We start from the raw sequence: 17672 nt of genomic DNA, 5'->3' as shown, positions 1-17672 counted from the left end.
AATTATTGGTTCGATTAAAAGAGCTTGTTGTATTAGGATTCAATCGCATTATTAACATCTTTTTTGTTAATTTAGGGCCTGGATGCTACAAGGGCAGCCTAAGTTGCGATCAGTTATTTCTGCTTATTCGAATGTCTGGGATGAGGGACATCCTTTTCCCCGCCTAAATTTTCGTCGTTAGAGATGTCTGTTTTACTTGTCAAAGCTCCCAATGTTTCGCTGAAATTACCAATCATATAATTGAATGCGTCCATTCTATCCCTTTCTGTTTCGGAACCGTTCCTACAAAAAAAGCAGGAGTCATATGATGACCCTGCTCATTTTAGTTTTTTATATAATCGCTCGCGGTTATAACTTCGACTGTTCCAATAGCGCTGTTAAAGGATAGAGATTCTGCGGATATTTCCTTAATAAGATCTGCGTAGTGAGTGGCTATCCAGTCGCTTACGAAAGAGTTAGGAGCTATAATCTTTATGTTCAAATCATCTTGTTTTTATAAAAACTGCACTCATTCTTAGCTGTTTTTTTCGTATCCGTTATCATGAGTTCCTCATTTCATTTTAACATCATTTGTCGATGAGTTAGTATATATATTATGTAATTATTATCGAACATAAATGACAGGAAATAGTGCCACAGAGACGACAATTTTTAGTACCGTAAGAATGTAAATAAGTCCTTAAGAGAGAATAAATGGCCCTCACGCAAGCGAGGGAGCTATTAAATGGATTGAGGTGCTTTGTTTTTGTGTTCCAAAAAATATAGGCTCTATCGGTTAAGTAAAGAATCATTTATTAGAATGGGGGGTTACATTGATGAAATACGAAATTCCTAAACTTTTGAAAGAGCATGAAAACCTAATTAAAGGCACTCTTAGGTATAGTAACGAGATAATTTTTAAGCGTGAAGAAACAAAACCCTGGGATAGCAAATTAGGTGGGTGTCCCTATTTGAAAAACAGTAAAGATTATCCAATCGATCAATTTGGAAAACCTATGTTGTTTTTAGCACAAATCAATCTGGCGGATATTGGAGATCTGGATGAATTACCGAAAAAGGGATTACTGCAATTTTTCGTTGCAAACGATGATATGTTTGGTTTGGAAGACCCGATTCTAGTAAAATACATTGAAGATTTTGAAGAAAACGAAGGAGATTTAGTAAAGGAACATCCTTATGAAAATGAAGAATATAACAGTAATCTCCCTTTTTCACACAGCGGCAAAATGTATTTTACATCAAGGGAGATGCCTATGTCTTCCTCATTGGATCTATTTCGGGAAATTTTTATGAAGAAGCTATCAGAAGAAGAATATGAGAAACTGAGTGATGATTGCTATAGCAGAATTGGTGGTTATCCATATTTTGTTCAGAATGACTATATCGGTTTTGATGATGACGATTTTCTTTTATTGCAACTGGATATCGATGAGGAATGCGGCATTATGTTTGGGGATTCTGGGAACTGTGTTTTCTCTATTACAAAGGACGCTTTGAAAAATAGGGATTTTTCAAAAGTAGTGTATGATTGGCAGTGTTGCTAGTGAGATTCCAGTACGATGATCCGTTCTTGAACTTATAGAAAAGTCCTAAGAAGTGTATGAGTATTTTGGTAAGCGAAATTTTCACAACCATGACGTCAACATATCACTTATCGAATTGAGGTTTCCCTATGATACCAAATCAAAATAAAATGAGAGTAATGGAGACCATTGCTGAAAGAAATTTAATTTCTCTCATGAATGATACAAAGTGGCGAAAACTCCAAGATGCAGTTATCAATACGTTGCGATTTCCGCCACCATACCAAGGCAAGTATTTGTTAGATGATCTAGTATATCCTGAAGAATTTGAAAAGGATGTTTGGTATTGGGGAGATTGGATAGAGGGTATTGTACCATTTTACAATGTGGAGTGGATTCGAGTCCGGCCAAGATATTTGAAACATCGTGGTCGTCTAGTTTCACCAGAAATCATTGATATTACAGATGACTTTGTAAATATTTTAAAAGAATTATCAATTCCCTATCGACTGGATCATGATACATATTATATTTACGGTTACATATCAGATACAAGCATACTAACATGATGGAGCCTCTCGGAATGGTTAAGGCAAAAAGTGAAACGGAATCAGTGCTGTAGTCCAATATGGAACCTGATTAATTTGGATGACTATCTATAATGGTTTATTCTGACGAGCGATAGAGGAGAGGTACATATGGATAAACAGTCTTATGCAAGGTATTTGCTTCAATTGATGGATGAAGAGGTGGATTCCGATGAATCAGATATTGAGGAAGCCCGTTTCTATGGGTATTTCCAAATGTATATGCCGGATGGAAAAGGCATAGAGGCTACTTTTGAACCTCTTGAAGATGGGCATGCGTATTTGCAGAAGGTATTACAGATCTATGAAATGCTAGATCCGAATGATTTTAGTGGGCCTGCAGTGCCGGGATATTTCACTAGTAAAGCTGGTAATGTACCCAATGAGGTGTTAGTAGATTATGGCAGGCAGTTTATTCAAGGTTTAAAGGATTTATTGTTGGAATGTTCCGGGAAAATGGATGTGGAAGGTTCAGTGGATTACCTGCTTGGAATCGAAGAGGTTAGAATTGTACCTCCTGGATCGATAGATGGAATTCGTCAGCAATACGATCCTGAAATATATGAGACGATTTTTGATATCATCAGCGAACAGACGGAGTATGATGAACCGATTGAAGTTTTGGACGAGGCGTATTACTCGATTGCCTGTGATTACTGGATTTCATATTATCTTCAGTGGCACCGTTATAGATTGAATGGTGATCCGTTCGCAGCATATTTTGAGCTGTACAGACGTGGGTATTCAGCGATCTTCTCAGAAAATAGACTGTATATTGGTTCATAATTACGGAGGTTAATTGATATGACGAAACGAATACCATGCAAGACGGAAGGCTGCAACGCAACAATTCTGCCGAGCACCGCGGCCAAAACAGGTGGTATCTGCATGCCTTGCCGTCAGGATCAGGAACGAAAAAAACAGCAAGCTTATATTGAACAGCATCGCAAAACGGTGAATCTTTATGATGGATTAACAGATCAAGTAGACATTCTCAAAGTGATGCATGCACCGAGAAAGTATGACCCGCTTATCCAATACGATCCTTTTCCGTTAAGCATGGAGCAACTATACATATCTTTGTCAAACCAAGAAGCCGAACGGATGCTAAAATACACAATGGAATTATTAGCTGTTAACAATGAAAGTGAAGCGGAAGAAATTCTGTTATCTTTGGTGTGCTACCGGGATGATACTATATCAGATGCTTTGCCGGAGCTTATACAGCGCGGCTTGTTTCATAATCCGATTCTTTTTAAAGATGCACCGCAAGACATTCGAGATCAGCTTCTGGAGCGGGTGATATGGGATGAGGGCAATCGGAATCATCTCCTTCTGGTACTCGGTTGGATCGGTGATGTTAAGGTAATAGACCAGTTTCGCGAATGGCAAATGCGGCAACCAACATGGACGGAGCAGTTGTATGTAACGCCTGAAACTTATGTTCTTGACGGGGGTTGGGAGCTTACTCCAAATGGGGAAAGGCGCGACTTAGTGAATCCATTATGTTATGCGATCAGGCAATCAGACCAACAGTATGCTGGTGTAACTGCAGAAACTCATGCCCGTTTTCTTGAAACGAGCCATTCAACATGCCCATGGTGCAATAGGAAGTTAAAGAGATTGATGGTCGCAGCTAACTCTCATCCGGCCTTGCAATATCTCGATCTACAGATGGAGAACTTACAGGTGATAACCTGTGACTTATGTGGGGGGGTTAGCACGATATACATGGAGCTGGATAATGATGGCGTGCCTATCTGGAGCCGCTATAATCAGGAACCTGATTACCTCCCGGATATAGATGACGTAAATAGCAGTACTGAACACCCGCCGAGTTTAGTCCTTTCACATGAGCCGCAATCACCGTATTATGCTGCAGTTTGGGCCATGTCACAATTGAATTCTCAGATTGGCGGTCATCCAAGCTGGGTTCAGGATCCCGAGTATCCGGTTTGTCCTTGTTGTGAACGAAGAATGCGGTTTATAGGGCAGATAGATTATGCTGATTTCGACGAATATGCTGAAGGCATATATTATATGTTTATTTGTCCAAAAGATAGGATTACAGCAACGGTATATCAGCAAAGCTGAATACCGTACTGGAGATGATTGGGGGGATATAGGGAAAACGGGTGATCCACTGAATACAGAAGAAGGGCACGCTTTAAAAGCGTGCCCTTTCCATTAGTAGGCATGAACATGATCTGCAATTAGGCTTCTTTTAACGTATTAATTACTTCCTCTGCATATGAATCGGTAAACCGAATCATCCCTTGATCCTGTACAATACACCCTTCCTTGATGCGATGGTCAAGCCAATCTGTAATGAAGAAGGGAGCATATCCGCTTTGGCCGAATTCATCTCCAAATACGATGATGTTCGGATAAACATCTACATATTGATCGCGACTGGTGTCTGGATATGACTTCGTATATAACCAAAACTGTACATCATACATGACATAGGATAATTCATCTGCGTGAAAAGAAAAATGGCCTTTCTCTTCTACAATCCCTGTACATATGCTACGGATTTTCTGTTCCACCTGTTCCACTTCGGTTACCCGAGAGCACAGCTTCTCCAGCAGAGGAGAAAATTTGCCGTGCGCTACTTTATCCAAGGCTTCTTCTTTGTCTTCTTCCGACGTATCGTATTGTTCATCGTTCACTAAGCCTTTGATAAACTCCTCAAAATTATTGGCAAGGAAGGTAATCTTATAATCATCTTCTTGATCGACATGAACAACTTCAGGTTCACCATCTGTACCGCACGCTCGATAGTCTAACATGACGACATCATGGCCGGCTGAAGGACAATCACAGATCACCACGCCGATGTCAGGATACTCCCATTCCTCAATCATAAAGGGACTACCGAGACTCCCGCACAGTGAATAGCTTTTCTCGCGGCCAATTCCCATAATCCCTGTAATGGCTATATGATCCTCTGCCCAGGAGGTTGGTTCCTCTGTTGGGAAGTTGGTGTTCTTTGGCACTCCGCCATTCTGATACTTCATCAAATGAATATATGAGGATGGAAGTTTGTAACCAAGCTCTTTCTCGATCGAATCAATTAGTTCATCCGTAGGTGGCTCAGATTGATAAGATTCTTTTGCATACTCGCTGTCCTCCCAAAAATCGGCTAAAAACATATCTGAAAAAAGATGTTCGTCTGCTTCCTGCCCCTCATTCAATTGATCTATACGCTTTTTATCCATTTCTACCTCCCAATGAAATATATAATAACTTCATATGTATATGGTAACCCCTATATTTTTAATAGTAGCATTTTGATATGAAGGATACCAGAATTATCCGGCTAATGTTATATACAAAGCCGATGATTTAGGACCCATAGCCTTTTATATTTTCTTCATTTAATATAATAATTAATAGATTGCGAGAGTGAAAGATACTATACGAGTTGGAGGGAAACTAATGACTGAAGAAATAAACACAACAGGATGGGATGCAATTGAAGAAGCGGTAACGAAGCTATACGGGGAACAGGAACCGAAGCATTACGGTACCGCAATTTCTTATATGTTTGGTGGACAAGATCCATTAGATGGCCTTAGTGCTTATAAAGCGGAAACACCTTCCCCGCACTGGCATATTGTAACTTTTGGTTTTTCAGAACTTTATGAGAAGGAGTCGGAGAATACCGAATGTAGCGGCTACGGGTTTGAACTTTCTTTTCGGGTGGCCCGTAGTAAGGATGAGGAGGAGCCTCCAGCATGGGCATTGAACCTCCTTCAAAACATGGGAAGATATGTTTTTAACAGTAACAATATTTTCGTTGCAGGCGATTATTTAGATGCGAATGGTCCAATCTGCTTGGGAGCCGATACACAGCTAACCGCTCTTGCTTTTATACGAGATCCAGAACTTGATACACTGCATACGCCGAATGGACGTGTTGAGTTTCTTCAAATGGTTGGGATCACTGAGGATGAGTTGGAGGCTATGAAAATATGGAATACACGAGGTTTACTTGAAGCTGGAAAAGCAGAAATTCCAGGTTATATTACAGATTTATCCCGAAATTCTATGCTGCGAGTCCCTGCTGTTCAGGAAAGTGTTCAAATAGGAATAGATCGTGACGGTTCGAGCACCGGGTTTTTATATGTAGATCAACTAGCTTGGGTACCCGGTAAGAATGGTTTGTTCAAAAAGAAACCGGCTGTGCTCACACTAGGAGCGAAACAAGCTGATACGGTTGGAAAGCTGCTGCGCGGTCGGCTGCTTAAGGGGAAAGATTTGAGTTTAGTGAGCAAAGAAATAAGCGTAACATTGGAGCCTGCTTTAACGACTGAAATCAAAACAGGTGAGGGGACGGTCCATTTACAACTAGGCGAAGCGGATGTTAACGAGCTCATGAACAAGCTTCTCCCAAAAGAAGGAGAAATTCGTTTGTCTTCTTATAAAGACATAATCATACAAGTCGTTAAAACGAATATTCTGGATCAAGATGGAAAAGTGGTTTCAACCATTGGCTAAACATCGTCTTTACCTACATCTACCATTGAAATTGTGAAGTGGTACTTTTATTTTTGAAGATAAATAAAATGGAGGAGTTTTATGGGGTTATTTGATTCGCTAGTAGGAAACGCATCGACTTTGGATGTTGAAAAAGTAGAGAAAGAGCTGGGATCCATTTTAATTGAGGAGGATAAGGTGAAGGCAGCGTTTAAAGTGGTCCGGGACCTCATGATGTTTACTGAGAAGCGGCTGATTCTTGTTGATAAGCAGGGGATGACGGGAAAAAAGGTTGAATATCATTCTATTCCATATAAAAGCATTTCCCACTTTTCCGTTGAAACGGCTGGGACGTTTGATTTGGATGCGGAGCTTAAAATTTGGATTTCCAGTGCGAGGGAACCGCTGGTGAATAAGCAGTTCAAGAAGGACTCCAGCATTTACGACATTCAAAAGATTTTAGCGGCTGTTTGTTTATAAGTATCGGTTTTTAAGTAGATATTCGGATATTATTGGCTAATAAACGCTTTAAAATTAGGCTATTCACGAAATAAATAGGAATACTTAAATAATCGTAATGTTAATTGTGCATGGAGCTGGTACTACATTTAAAAATGGATCAAGCCTCATGCCTGATCCATTCTCTGTATAAAAAACGTTTAAAAGCTATGTGAATTATTGTTGCATTTTACCTGCAGTATAACCGCCATCCACTGCAAGTGTTACACCGCTAATTGATTTTGCAAGGTCTGAGCATAGAAATACAACAGCATTTGCTTGATCTTCTGCGGTGGACATTCTTCCTGCTGGAAGTGATGCAAGTACGCCTTGGTATTGTTCTGGCGAAGTTTTAGACCAACTTTCAATTGCAGGTGTGATGGTGGCGCCAGGTGCGATAGAATTAATGGTAATCCCTTTTTGACCGTATTCCAAAGCAACTGATTTAGTTAAACCGGCAATAGCATGTTTAGATGCAGTGTAAGGAGCCATGTTTGGTGAACCTTCAATACCAGCACCTGATGCCGTATTGACAATCGCACCGCCACCCGTTTTCAGCATAGCATTTACTTCGTGCTTGATGCAGTAAAATGTTCCATACAGATTTACTTTTAGTGTAATATCCCAATCTTTGGAATCCATTTTTCCAATTGGCTTTAATCCCTTGTTAATACCTGCATTGTTATGTGCAAAATCTAGCTTGCCAAATGTCTCAACCGTTTTATTCACGAGTGCGATTACCTGCTCCTCATCACTTACGTCACATTTGAGAAATGCTGCTTCACCGCCGTTATCTTTGATAATTTGTACGGTTTCTTGTCCTGCTTCTTCACTTACGTCAGATATCATGACCTTTGCGCCCGCTTTTGCTAAGGCAATTGCAGTTGCTCTGCCAATTCCTGAGCCTGATCCTGTGACTAATCCTGCTTTTCCCTTCATAATTCCTACCATGAAAGACACTCCTTTTTTATAAATACATCTATTTGTTTACTAATGAACAATATACGCCCAAATTCTAGCCAAATCAAAAATTTAGTTTAACATCTAATTATATTTTTAGCATGTACGTGCTAAATACATTCATGATTGATTTAAGTACAGGGTGCCTGTGCATCAGACAACTTGGACACTATTCTGAAATGTATACATCCCCATTTTTGATAAAAGTGTGAAGAAGAAAATGGATAGATTGACGTAACTGAAAGAAAAAGTCGATCAGCATTGGACGCTATGTAAAGAGGCCATCAAAGAGATTTTTTCACACAGGAGCTTTTTTCAAATAGACATAATTACAGTTTGATAGAAAGACACAGGGGGTATTATTAAATAACAGGCAGCAAATAGCATCTGAATAACCACTTTTATTCCCCAGCCAGTTCTAGCAACAGTAACTGTCTCATAAACTTCCAAGTAGACAACCATCACGAAAGGATGATTCCAATGAAAAAAACATTATTCGCAATCATTATCTTAATACTCGGCTTTTCCTACACTGCGCCTGCCGGTACGGCTTCAGCAGCAGAGAACAGCGGCCTTTCTCCAAACGACGGCTTAATCCTGACCTATTCACCTTCATTCAACGAGCCTTCGAAAGAAACGTTTCACGTGAAGAAAGAAGAGACATTTACGTATTTATACAATAAAAAGAGTCGACACTATCCGGAGTTGGCCAATTTAGTATATATTGAAGACGATTTCGGTTTGTCGGCAAGTTTAGGGTATTCGGATTTTGTTTTTGTAAGTGCACCTTATCCGCTAAAGCAAGGCTCCACTTTTATGCAAAGCGATCACTTTGATGACTATAAAGTTCTTGTTGAAAATACGGAAAAGACTGTAAAAGTAAAAGCCGGTACTTTTAAAAACACGGTGATCCTGAAATATCCGGACGGTTCCCGAGTGTATCTCGCAAAAGGAATCGGCATTATTAAAATCACTGATGCAGCAGGAAACGTGACGACTGAACTCGCTGCTGTAAAAGCAGGGAAGTGATTTTTCATTGGCAGGATTTCCTCTTGCTCATTACTGGAATAGATAATTCCTATAAAAAATCCCATCGGTCATACTGGACTGACGGGATTTCCTCTGGTTTAAGAGTACCTTTTCAGGTATTTGAAACTATCTTGTTTGTTTAGTAATTAACAGTAATTCAAACAAACATGAATAATTGAAATCTCATATTTGTTTTTCACACAGGTCCTTTTTAATGTCAAACTTCTATTCCTGCAATCCCAAATCCTCCAGGACCAGAATGTGTAGAGATCATAGCGCCTGCTTCAATCCAAATACTATTTTCGAATCCTTTTTCAAGTGCAATTTCATTGATCCGTTGTTTGATAGTTTCACTTAATCCGATGGAGTATATAAAATAAATTTGTTGTCTATCAATCTCGTATTGCTGTAAATAATCAAAGAATAACTTTTCAGCAACTTTGCTCATCTTGCCATGATATTTTTTAGTTGAGACAAGCTTGCCATCTACTAATTCAATACATGGTTTTATTTTCAGCAAAGCACCTCCTAAATAAGCCATATTGCTGACTCGTCCGCCGGCTCTTAAAAAATCTAAGCTGCCGGGTAGGAAGGCGAGTCTTGTTTTAGGCACCTTTACTTCGATTTTTTCCAGCAAGTGAACAGGATCCATCTCCGGATCTTTCTCCAGCAAAGTAACCGCATACATGACAACTGCAGTTAATCCGCCTGTTACGTTTAACGCATCAATTAAAAAAATATCATCTACATCTTCCGCAGCCAGTAACGCGTTATGAAAGGAAGCAGATGCCTTTGACGTATACCCGATATGAATGATAATACTATCAGGAAATTCCGTTTTGATTTTTTTGAAAAATTCTTTATACTCATGGACATTAGTGGCAGATGTAGAAGGTATCTTTTTTGTACGATCATAAAATTCATAAATTTCTTTAACGGGTAGATGACCATCTAAATAGTCCTGTCCATCCATAATTACGTGCATGGGTATTACTTGTACATTATGTCTCTTTGCTAAGGATTCAGGTAAATCGGCCCCGCTCTCAGTCGATAAAATGAATCTTCTCACAGGACATCGCCTCCAACTTTCTTTCTATTAATGCAGGTTATGAATTGAGATACCTTTGTAAGAAACAAACGTGAAAATTTAAACATTTGTGTTTGTTCGAATGGTCGTGATTGTTTAAAAAACACAATTGCTTGGTACATAGGCATCGATCACTAATTATTCATTGAAGAAATGTATGTATGAATGACCAAAGAGAAAAGACATTCAACAATCTGCAAGTATGATAGACTAAAAACATTAGTTGCACAAAAAAGCAGATGGGCGGTTAGGCACTCCCTTGAAAGAAAGGGGGTGTTTATATATGGTGACATACAAATCAATGAATATGCTATTTCAATTCGGTATATTTTTAGCTACGGCACTAACAAAAAGAAGTAACCGCCCATTACCTTTGACCGAGGTTCTCAATGGGGAGTTACTCTTTTTAGTAAAAACATCTTCAATTGTTAAGTAGGTCAACCGCTCTTCATGCGGGGTGCAGCTGTGATTGGCTGGACGTTTCGTAGACGTTCAGCTTTTTTATTATATGCTGATTGTACCACAGCTCTACAAAAATAAAACCAAAACGTATAGTGACCAATACAAGTATGAGGTGCCTGTTTAAAAAACAAACATAACAATTTAAATATTCAAGTTAGTTCGAACAACCATGAATGTTTAAACTAACACGATTGTTTGGTGCGCAGGCATGCAAATTAATTTCACGTTACCTTTTGTTTCCTCATCCACTGCGTCGCAACCCACTTTTCACCTTCAACAACAGGTGCTCCGCCGTGTAAAGTTAAATCATTCAGCATCTGGTCGCTATAGAAATACTCGAAGTAGACAGCCATCCCTTTTCGAGGCGACACAGAAAATTTCAGTTGAGGAAAGAATGTTTCTCCACCTTGTTCTACGTCATTTAAGTACATCACAAGCGTGCTAATTCGATTGTTTGTAACCTTACTTTCAGCTGAAAAGAAATCATGATGCGCTCTGTACTGTTGACCAGGCGTATACCGAAGGATCTGAAGTCCTTCTCCGTGTTCAATCGGGATATTCATAACTGCTGAAACTCGTTTTTTAACTCTTGCGACAATTAGGTTTTCACTGTCATCTATAAACATACTGCTGCTTGTTCGCAGCTCATTTTCTTCACGTGTTGTCCCAATTTTTGAACGTTTTACTTTGTCTGCAGCCAATCGGATCAGTTCATCGCACTCTTCATCACTTAACATATTTCCTAAAACCACGATCAATGGCTCTTCTATTCTAGCGACTATGTCAATCTCTCTATCCGTCATAATTTTTTTGCCAACATGATGAAATATCGTTTGTTCTTTATTCTCCGCTATCATCTTCGAACACCTCTTAAACTGTTTGATTTTCAAAACAAGTGCGTTTTTGTGCAATGGGTTACAGCTCATAACGGATACTTTTTATGATTCACACTTCCTCCTGGAATTAAATTCAATTTATTGTAGCACGCTAGATCAGATATCGTAAAATTTGAAAGTATGGAGAGTAGTAGATAGTATTCTCCATATTTTGTTCGGTAGTTTTGATTCCGCTAAATCAAGGCATAAATTCGAACCTATCAAGTTAATTGAATTAAGCTAATTTAATTCACCTTTGATTTCATTGGTAAATACATATAAAATGAACTTCTGTACTTCTATGATTTAAAGAAGAAGTACATACGAACGGACAAAAGAATAAATGTTTTAGTGGAGGGTCTTTATGAATTATAAAATTAGTAACAAGCAAGTATTCGAACAAGCACAGGTGCGTTCGGTTTCAGATGTGCCGTTTACGGAAGACGAACTTCAAAACGGTATGTTGTTAGCGATAGCTAAGGAAGACGCTACGCTGGCGCTGTATTTGATAGAGGTAGACGGTCAGAAAAAATTTGAGGTTCGGTGGGATGATTCGCACGAGACTTTCACCGGCTGGTATTCCGCCTGGGAAAACTTCACATGGTGTCTAAATATCGCAGGCAACTGATTTTTTAGATATTTGTGTGCAAAACTACTCATCTATATACTTTAAATAAAAGACTCCGCTGGTTTTTGCAAACTGGCGGAGTTTTTGTGCTTTTAATTGGAGGATTCTTCATATGTAGGTATTTTGTTCATGGACTTTTCGCACCGCGCCATAAGAATGATTTTGTAAATACGGCCTTTTCTCACCTGAAGTTTTCGCTATAATCAAATTAAAATGGTAACGACAAAGGAGATCAAGCGATGAAAAAGCTGTTATATGGACTGTTTTGTTCACTCGTAATGCTGACAGGCTGCTCGGTTAAAGAAGAGCCTAAAGTACAGGGGCAAACACAGGAAGAGGGTGAGGTACAAGAGAAAACAGTTGAGACAGAGGCAGATGCTTTTGAACCAATAGAGCCCGAGTATTATGAAATTGAAGGCGTTGATCGCGAGTTATCGGATGTAGAGAAGGATTTGCTTCGGAAGCCGGGTATTTATAGCGGAGAGAACTACGACGGAGAAAAAGTGAATGAAGCGATTGATCAGTGGCCGGATGGGTTGACAGTGGAGCAGTATTTAAATGAAATGCTGAACTTGGTGGGGGAAGACTATTATGACGGAATGAAGACCTTACTGACGTTTGATACATCAGTGGAAGTCGATCATACGAAACCTGATGAACAAGTGAACCAGCCGACATTGAAAACAGCTCACTATGCAATCTTGATTGACGCGAGCGGCAGCATGAGAGCGATGGCGGGCGGTAAGACCCGAATGGATTCTGCAAAGGATGCGGTCCTGGATTTTGCCAAGCAGATCCCGGAAGATGCGACCATGTCGATGCGAGTGTACGGTCATAAAGGTTCGGGTAATCAGGCAGATAAGCAACTTTCATGTACAAGTACAGAGAATTACTATAGCGGAAAGTTTGAAGAGAAGGCATTTCGGGAGGCTCTTGGAAAAGTGCAACCTGCTGGCTGGACACCAATCGGGCTTGCACTGGAAACGGTGAAAGAAGATATCCCTGCGGATGCAGAAGAAGTAGTCGTGTACGTGGTAAGTGACGGTATTGAAACATGCGGAGGAGATCCTGTGAAGGCGGCTGGAGATCTTGTGGCAGGAAATATACAGACGGTCGTCAATATTATCGGCTATGACGTGGATAATGAAGGGCAAACATTACTGAAGAAGGTGGCGGATGCAGGGAACGGAGAGTTTATTTACGTCAATTCAGAAAAAGAATTGAGGAAGTATATGAGAGCGCAGTACGAAGTGATCCAGAAGCAATGGTGGGAGTGGAAAGAGACCAGCCAGAAAGATGCATGGGATCAAAAAGAGAATCTCAAGGAACTTTCTTTTGATACAAAAGAAGCACTTCAGAAACAATCAGTGCAGGAAAAAGAACGATTAAAGAAAGCGCGTGCTTATTTAAAAACGAAGTATAAAGACTCGGATGCTGTAATCAAGTTGTCGAATTATTTAATTGAAGATCAGCACAGAAAATATAATTATATTACGCAGAAGGGCCATGAACTTTATAATGAAAGTATTAAAAACGGCCATGAAACGTACAATCAAGTGATAAAAGAAGGTCATGAGAAACATAATGAGGCGGCTAGGAAGAAGCATCAGCAATAGGTAATTGTTGTACACTCCGGAAATCAGAGGACATTTGATTTCTGGAGTGTTTTTTCGCTTGAAGGCAGAAAAGGTATAGACGTAACGTCCTGAATTTGTTTATATGACGCTAATGATTAAATTTATCTGAGTTCAGCAAAAAACTTTATTTCAATAAATCAGTTTGAAGTGCCTATGCAAGAAACAAACATGATCGTTTAAACAAATGTGGATATTTAAACTAACACAATTGTTTAGTGCAGAGGGACCTATTTAAATATAAAAAATGAAATACATGTACAGTATGGGTAATGAGGGTTAGTAGTCAGTTATGCACATAGGCGCTGAAGTAGAAAAGTTTTTGTACGTAGATTTGGGTTCTACTGGACCTTGTCATTCAGTCGGTCAAACAAAAATACCAGACATCAACACGATATAAAAGTGCTAATTGTTCTGGTTTTTTCTGTTTGATTAAATTTACTGTGCGAGGGCGCAGTTAAAGGCATCTGTGTTTGAAGTGTTTTTGATCGTTCAAAAGCAGCGGATTTTAAACAAAATGAAGTACCTTTCTTGCAGAAGTCTGTTTCATTAGCATTTTATCACCGAAGCCCTGCTATAATCTGCCCAATAAGCGGTCTCCCCAACTCCTCCAATTCAGTATTGTCCAACTGCAGCCCCCAAAAATAAATAGCTCCCATAAAGCTTTGTACAATAGATTGGAAAAAGTCGTGTGTGGAGCTGATGTTTTGAATTGATTCATCTTGTTTTCCATCCGTAATAATTTGTCGGAGGATAGTGTATAATTTCCGGTCTTCGTTTGTGAAAAAGGTGTGTTCGTTGCTGATAACTGCTGCGGAGTAGATCACGCGCATTAAGTCTTTTCCTAGTTCTTTTTCGATACAGCGCAGTACAGCAAGAAAAAAAGCTTCCAGACGTTCGATGGCGGAAGAATACTTTTGCTCAATATCTTCATAGATATGTATATAGTGTTCGTCCATCTCCATAAAGCGCATCATAAAAATGCTTGATTTGGAAGGGAAGTGCTGATAAAAGGAGCCTTTAGATGTGTTGCTTTCTTTTACGATTCGATCTACTGATATTTTGTCGTAGCCGTATTTTTTAAATAGATCGAGCGCAATATTCATAATATGAAGCTGTGTTTGAATACCTTTAGCTGTTTTGTTTTCGGTTACATCCACAATGCATCCCTCTTTTTGATTTTTTAAGAATAGTTTGACTTTTCCATTAATACTATTATATCATTAGACTACAGTCTAGTCTATGGGGGTGCGGAAATTGGAGAAATTAAAAACGGTTGATGAGCTCGAGCCATTGTTCAAGGATAGGATGCGCCTGCTTGTCGGGGGGTTTGGTATTTCGGGAACGCCGCTGACAGTCCTGCATGCGCTGCCGGGTTTTAAGGCCGGTGACTATGAAGTTGTCAGCAATAACCTTGGAGATTACGGTAAAGGACTGCACAAAGTGTTTGAAGCAGGAAAAATTGCGAAGGCAATCGGCTCGTTTTTTACGATCAATAAAGAAGCAGTAACGGCTTGGTCTAAAGGGGAGCTTGCGATTGATCTGCTGCCGCAAGGAACGCTGGCGGAGGCGATTCGCTGCGGGGGTGCCGGGATTGGCGGTTTTTACACACCTACTGTGGTCGGGACGAAACTCGCTGAAGGAAAAGAAGTCCGCGAAATTGACGGCGTCCGTTATTTATTTGAAAAGGCGATAAAAGGTGATCTTGCGCTTATTAAAGCAGCAAAGGCAGATAAGGCCGGCAATTTGATTTACCACACAACGGCGAGAAATTTTAATCCTGTCATGGCTACCGCTGCCGCAACAGTCATTGCTGAAGTCGATGAAATTGTCGAAATCGGCGAATTACGCCCAGAAGAAATAATCACTCCTCATATTTATGTAGATTACGTAGTGAAAAGCAAATATGTCAAAAAGGGAGATGATTACGTTGAAGTTAACTAAAAGGGATGTCATTGCGAAGCGTATTGCGCAAGAGCTGAAAGACGGGGTTTCCGTGAATCTTGGTGTTGGCATTCCAACACTTGTTGCGAAATATATAGGAGACAAAAAAGTATATTTGCAGAGTGAGAACGGCTTACTTGGAATAGGGCCTCCGCCGAATGAAGATGAATTGGATATCGATTTAATCGATGCGGGGAAAAATCCTGTATCGATTATGCCTGACGCGTCGTATTTTGATAGCGCTTTCTCATTTGGAATGATCAGAGGACATCATATTGACGTGGCGGTTTTAGGGACGTTAGAAGTGGATCGTTACGGTGAGATTGCCAACTGGTCTGTGCCGAATCAGCCGATTTTGGGAGTAGGCGGTGCAATGGATTTAGTTGCGGGTGCAAAGAAAGTAATTGTGGCCAGTACACTTTTCACGAAAGACGGATCGCCTAAATTAGTGGAATCGCTGACTCTTGATTCTAGCGGCGAGCGACTAGTCAATCAATTCGTAACGGAGTATGCAAGCTTCACTTTCGAAGATGGAAAGATCTTTGCGGATGATATATACGGTGATATGACATTTGAAGAGCTGCAAGACAAAATTGGTTTACCGTTAACACAAAAATAAACGAATAGTAGGGGGAAAGCGGATGTGGAGTTTACTTACGATTGCCATTTCGTTAATTCTTTTAATCGTTTTAGCATTAAGGGGATATAGTATCATTATCATCGCTCCCGTTGTCAGTTTATTTGTAATGGTAACAAACGGATTTTCTATTTTAGATGCCTTCCAAGATACATACATGACCGGGTTTATCGGCTATGTACAAAAGTATTTCTTGATATTCTTATTTGCATCCATGTTTGGAAAGCTTATGGATGACAGCGGCGCGGCTCGTCGAATCGCTCATCTACTATTGAAAGTGGTCGGAAAAGAAAGTAAGTTCAATGTGTTGGTCGCAATTATGGCCATATGTGCATTTTTAACATATGGCGGCGTCAGTTTATTCGTAGTCATTTTTGCAGTTCTGCCAATTGCCAAGCCATTATTCAAAGAACTGGATATTCCATGGCATCTATTTATGGCACCATTCTTTGCGGGGATTGCAACGTTTACGATGACGATGCTGCCGGGAACGCCTTCTGTACAAAACATCATTCCGACAAAGTATTTAGGAACAACTGTTACAGCAGCGCCTTTGCTCGGGATCATCGCAGCGGTGACCGTCATTGCAGTTAACTTATGGTATATAAAGTTTGCGTTAAAACGTTCAGAACAGCGCAACGAAACGTATGAGGGGATGACGAATCCAGATAAAGGCAGATCTAAAGGAATTGAAGATATTTACGAAGGTCGCGCATTGCCGAATATTGTAGTGAGTTTAATTCCTCCCATTGCTTTACTAGTTACATTGAATATATTTAAAGTGGACATTATTTACACGCTGATGGGCGCGGTAGTACTGGCGGCTTTATTATTCTGGAAGTATATTGACATTAAGAGAGACACCTTTAATGAAGGTGCGGTATCCGCCGTACTGCCGATTGTCAATACGAGTGCAGACGTCGGATACGGCTCTGTTATTGCGATTACGACAGGCTTTGGAATTTTTAATGAAGCGATGACAGAAATTCCGGGCAGTCCGTTACTATCACTTTTCATAGCAACGACAGCACTTGCGGGAATTACAGGATCTTCAAGTGGGGGGGTGGCGATTGCGATGGAAGCGCTGTCATCGTCGTATTTAAATTTAGGATTGAAACCGGAAGTAATGCACAGAATCATGGCAGTCGCCTCGGGCGGGCTGGATTCGTTGCCGCATAACGGGGCAGTTATTACCGTGTTAGTTGCTTCAAAATTAACACATAAAGACGCCTATAAACATATTTTCGCCGTTTCAGTTATAGCACCTTTACTTGCAAGTATCCCAATGTTGATCGCAGCAATTTTATTATATTGATGTCTGAGGAG

General features: G+C 40.0%; 16 protein-coding genes and 1 pseudogene. 12 read left to right on the top strand and 5 right to left on the bottom strand.

What is annotated here, in order from left to right:
- Nucleotides 1-815: 815 nt before the first annotated feature.
- The 4 genes from MKX97_RS13120 (at nt 816) to MKX97_RS13105 (ending at nt 4204) form a co-directional block, all read left to right on the top strand.
- Complete coding sequence (locus MKX97_RS13120; RefSeq protein ID WP_342536161.1) at nt 816-1544, top strand: DUF1963 domain-containing protein; 729 nt, start codon at nt 816-818, stop codon at nt 1542-1544.
- A 128-nt stretch (nt 1545-1672) separates the two neighbouring features.
- Entirely contained in the window at nt 1673-2092 is a 420-nt protein-coding gene (locus MKX97_RS13115; RefSeq protein WP_078817965.1) for a DUF6678 family protein, read from the top strand.
- A 129-nt stretch (nt 2093-2221) separates the two neighbouring features.
- Nucleotides 2222-2896: a hypothetical protein gene (locus MKX97_RS13110; protein WP_342536160.1), complete on the top strand. Its 675-nt coding sequence runs from the start codon at nt 2222-2224 to the stop codon at nt 2894-2896.
- Between the two features lie 18 nt (nt 2897-2914).
- A complete protein-coding gene (locus MKX97_RS13105; RefSeq protein WP_342536159.1) occupies nt 2915-4204 on the top strand; it encodes a DUF1963 domain-containing protein in 1290 nt (429 codons plus the stop codon).
- A 119-nt stretch (nt 4205-4323) separates the two neighbouring features.
- Here MKX97_RS13105 and MKX97_RS13100 read toward each other — a convergent pair.
- A pseudogene (locus MKX97_RS13100) lies at nt 4324-5307 on the bottom strand (SMI1/KNR4 family protein); the annotation flags it as partial.
- 244 nt (nt 5308-5551) lie between these two features.
- On the opposite strand from MKX97_RS13100, the gene MKX97_RS13095 reads away from it, so the two are divergent.
- A complete protein-coding gene (locus MKX97_RS13095) occupies nt 5552-6613 on the top strand; it encodes a suppressor of fused domain protein (protein ID WP_342536158.1) in 1062 nt (353 codons plus the stop codon).
- Nucleotides 6614-6694: 81 nt separating this feature from the next.
- Nucleotides 6695-7072, top strand: coding sequence for a PH domain-containing protein (locus MKX97_RS13090; protein ID WP_342536157.1), 378 nt, complete (start codon nt 6695-6697; stop codon nt 7070-7072).
- 195 nt (nt 7073-7267) lie between these two features.
- On the opposite strand, the gene MKX97_RS13085 is transcribed toward MKX97_RS13090, so the two are convergent.
- A complete protein-coding gene (locus MKX97_RS13085) occupies nt 7268-8041 on the bottom strand; it encodes a glucose 1-dehydrogenase (RefSeq protein WP_342536156.1) in 774 nt (257 codons plus the stop codon).
- Between the two features lie 489 nt (nt 8042-8530).
- Between MKX97_RS13085 and MKX97_RS13080 the strand changes: the two genes are divergently transcribed.
- Nucleotides 8531-9079 (top strand): 5,10-methylene tetrahydromethanopterin reductase, encoded by a 549-nt coding sequence (locus tag MKX97_RS13080; protein WP_342536155.1) that lies wholly within the window; start codon nt 8531-8533, stop codon nt 9077-9079.
- Nucleotides 9080-9296: 217 nt separating this feature from the next.
- Here the strand turns inward: MKX97_RS13080 and MKX97_RS13075 are convergent, their stop codons facing one another.
- On the bottom strand, nt 9297-10148 hold the full coding sequence (locus tag MKX97_RS13075; protein WP_342536154.1) for a DegV family protein: 852 nt from the start codon (nt 10146-10148) through the stop codon (nt 9297-9299).
- 701 nt (nt 10149-10849) lie between these two features.
- Nucleotides 10850-11485, bottom strand: coding sequence for a 2OG-Fe(II) oxygenase (locus MKX97_RS13070; protein ID WP_342536153.1), 636 nt, complete (start codon nt 11483-11485; stop codon nt 10850-10852).
- Between the two features lie 382 nt (nt 11486-11867).
- On the opposite strand from MKX97_RS13070, the gene MKX97_RS13065 reads away from it, so the two are divergent.
- Nucleotides 11868-12131 (top strand): hypothetical protein, encoded by a 264-nt coding sequence (locus MKX97_RS13065; protein WP_221835761.1) that lies wholly within the window; start codon nt 11868-11870, stop codon nt 12129-12131.
- Nucleotides 12132-12370: 239 nt separating this feature from the next.
- Nucleotides 12371-13747 (top strand): VWA domain-containing protein, encoded by a 1377-nt coding sequence (locus MKX97_RS13060; protein ID WP_342536152.1) that lies wholly within the window; start codon nt 12371-12373, stop codon nt 13745-13747.
- A gap of 578 nt (nt 13748-14325) precedes the next feature.
- Here MKX97_RS13060 and MKX97_RS13055 read toward each other — a convergent pair.
- Nucleotides 14326-14925 (bottom strand): TetR/AcrR family transcriptional regulator, encoded by a 600-nt coding sequence (locus tag MKX97_RS13055; RefSeq protein WP_078817977.1) that lies wholly within the window; start codon nt 14923-14925, stop codon nt 14326-14328.
- 82 nt (nt 14926-15007) lie between these two features.
- Here MKX97_RS13055 and MKX97_RS13050 point away from each other — a divergent pair, with 82 nt between their 5' ends.
- Genes MKX97_RS13050 through MKX97_RS13040 form a run of 3 tightly spaced genes read left to right on the top strand, consistent with a single transcriptional unit; the run spans nt 15008 to nt 17661 of the window.
- A complete protein-coding gene (locus tag MKX97_RS13050) occupies nt 15008-15709 on the top strand; it encodes a CoA transferase subunit A (RefSeq protein WP_342536151.1) in 702 nt (233 codons plus the stop codon).
- Nucleotides 15687-16328 carry a 3-oxoacid CoA-transferase subunit B gene (locus tag MKX97_RS13045; protein WP_342536150.1) on the top strand — a complete coding sequence of 214 codons (642 nt, stop codon included), beginning with the start codon at nt 15687-15689 and terminating at the stop codon, nt 16326-16328. Before MKX97_RS13050 ends, MKX97_RS13045 begins: the two co-directional genes overlap by 23 nt.
- A gap of 22 nt (nt 16329-16350) precedes the next feature.
- Complete coding sequence (locus MKX97_RS13040) at nt 16351-17661, top strand: GntP family permease (RefSeq protein ID WP_342536149.1); 1311 nt, start codon at nt 16351-16353, stop codon at nt 17659-17661.
- Nucleotides 17662-17672: the final 11 nt, after the last annotated feature.

Source organism: Sporosarcina sp. FSL K6-3508 (assembly GCF_038615825.1).
Taxonomy (GTDB): Bacteria; Bacillota; Bacilli; order Bacillales_A; family Planococcaceae; genus Sporosarcina; species Sporosarcina newyorkensis.
This window is presented reverse-complemented; position numbering and strand designations above follow the sequence as displayed.

Bases quoted from the DNA above. Each gene is read 5' to 3' on its own strand.
- MKX97_RS13120 (WP_342536161.1), top strand. From the start codon at position 816: ATGAAATACGAAATTCCTAAACTTTTGAAAGAGCATGAAAACCTAATT.
- MKX97_RS13115 (WP_078817965.1), top strand. From the start codon at position 1,673: ATGATACCAAATCAAAATAAAATGAGAGTAATGGAGACCATTGCTGAA.
- MKX97_RS13110 (WP_342536160.1), top strand. From the start codon at position 2,222: ATGGATAAACAGTCTTATGCAAGGTATTTGCTTCAATTGATGGATGAA.
- MKX97_RS13105 (WP_342536159.1), top strand. From the start codon at position 2,915: ATGACGAAACGAATACCATGCAAGACGGAAGGCTGCAACGCAACAATT.
- MKX97_RS13095 (WP_342536158.1), top strand. From the start codon at position 5,552: ATGACTGAAGAAATAAACACAACAGGATGGGATGCAATTGAAGAAGCG.
- MKX97_RS13090 (WP_342536157.1), top strand. From the start codon at position 6,695: ATGGGGTTATTTGATTCGCTAGTAGGAAACGCATCGACTTTGGATGTT.
- MKX97_RS13085 (WP_342536156.1), bottom strand. From the start codon at position 8,041: ATGGTAGGAATTATGAAGGGAAAAGCAGGATTAGTCACAGGATCAGGC.
- MKX97_RS13080 (WP_342536155.1), top strand. From the start codon at position 8,531: ATGAAAAAAACATTATTCGCAATCATTATCTTAATACTCGGCTTTTCC.
- MKX97_RS13070 (WP_342536153.1), bottom strand. From the start codon at position 11,485: ATGATAGCGGAGAATAAAGAACAAACGATATTTCATCATGTTGGCAAA.
- MKX97_RS13065 (WP_221835761.1), top strand. From the start codon at position 11,868: ATGAATTATAAAATTAGTAACAAGCAAGTATTCGAACAAGCACAGGTG.
- MKX97_RS13060 (WP_342536152.1), top strand. From the start codon at position 12,371: ATGAAAAAGCTGTTATATGGACTGTTTTGTTCACTCGTAATGCTGACA.
- MKX97_RS13050 (WP_342536151.1), top strand. From the start codon at position 15,008: ATGGGGGTGCGGAAATTGGAGAAATTAAAAACGGTTGATGAGCTCGAG.
- MKX97_RS13045 (WP_342536150.1), top strand. From the start codon at position 15,687: ATGATTACGTTGAAGTTAACTAAAAGGGATGTCATTGCGAAGCGTATT.
- MKX97_RS13040 (WP_342536149.1), top strand. From the start codon at position 16,351: ATGTGGAGTTTACTTACGATTGCCATTTCGTTAATTCTTTTAATCGTT.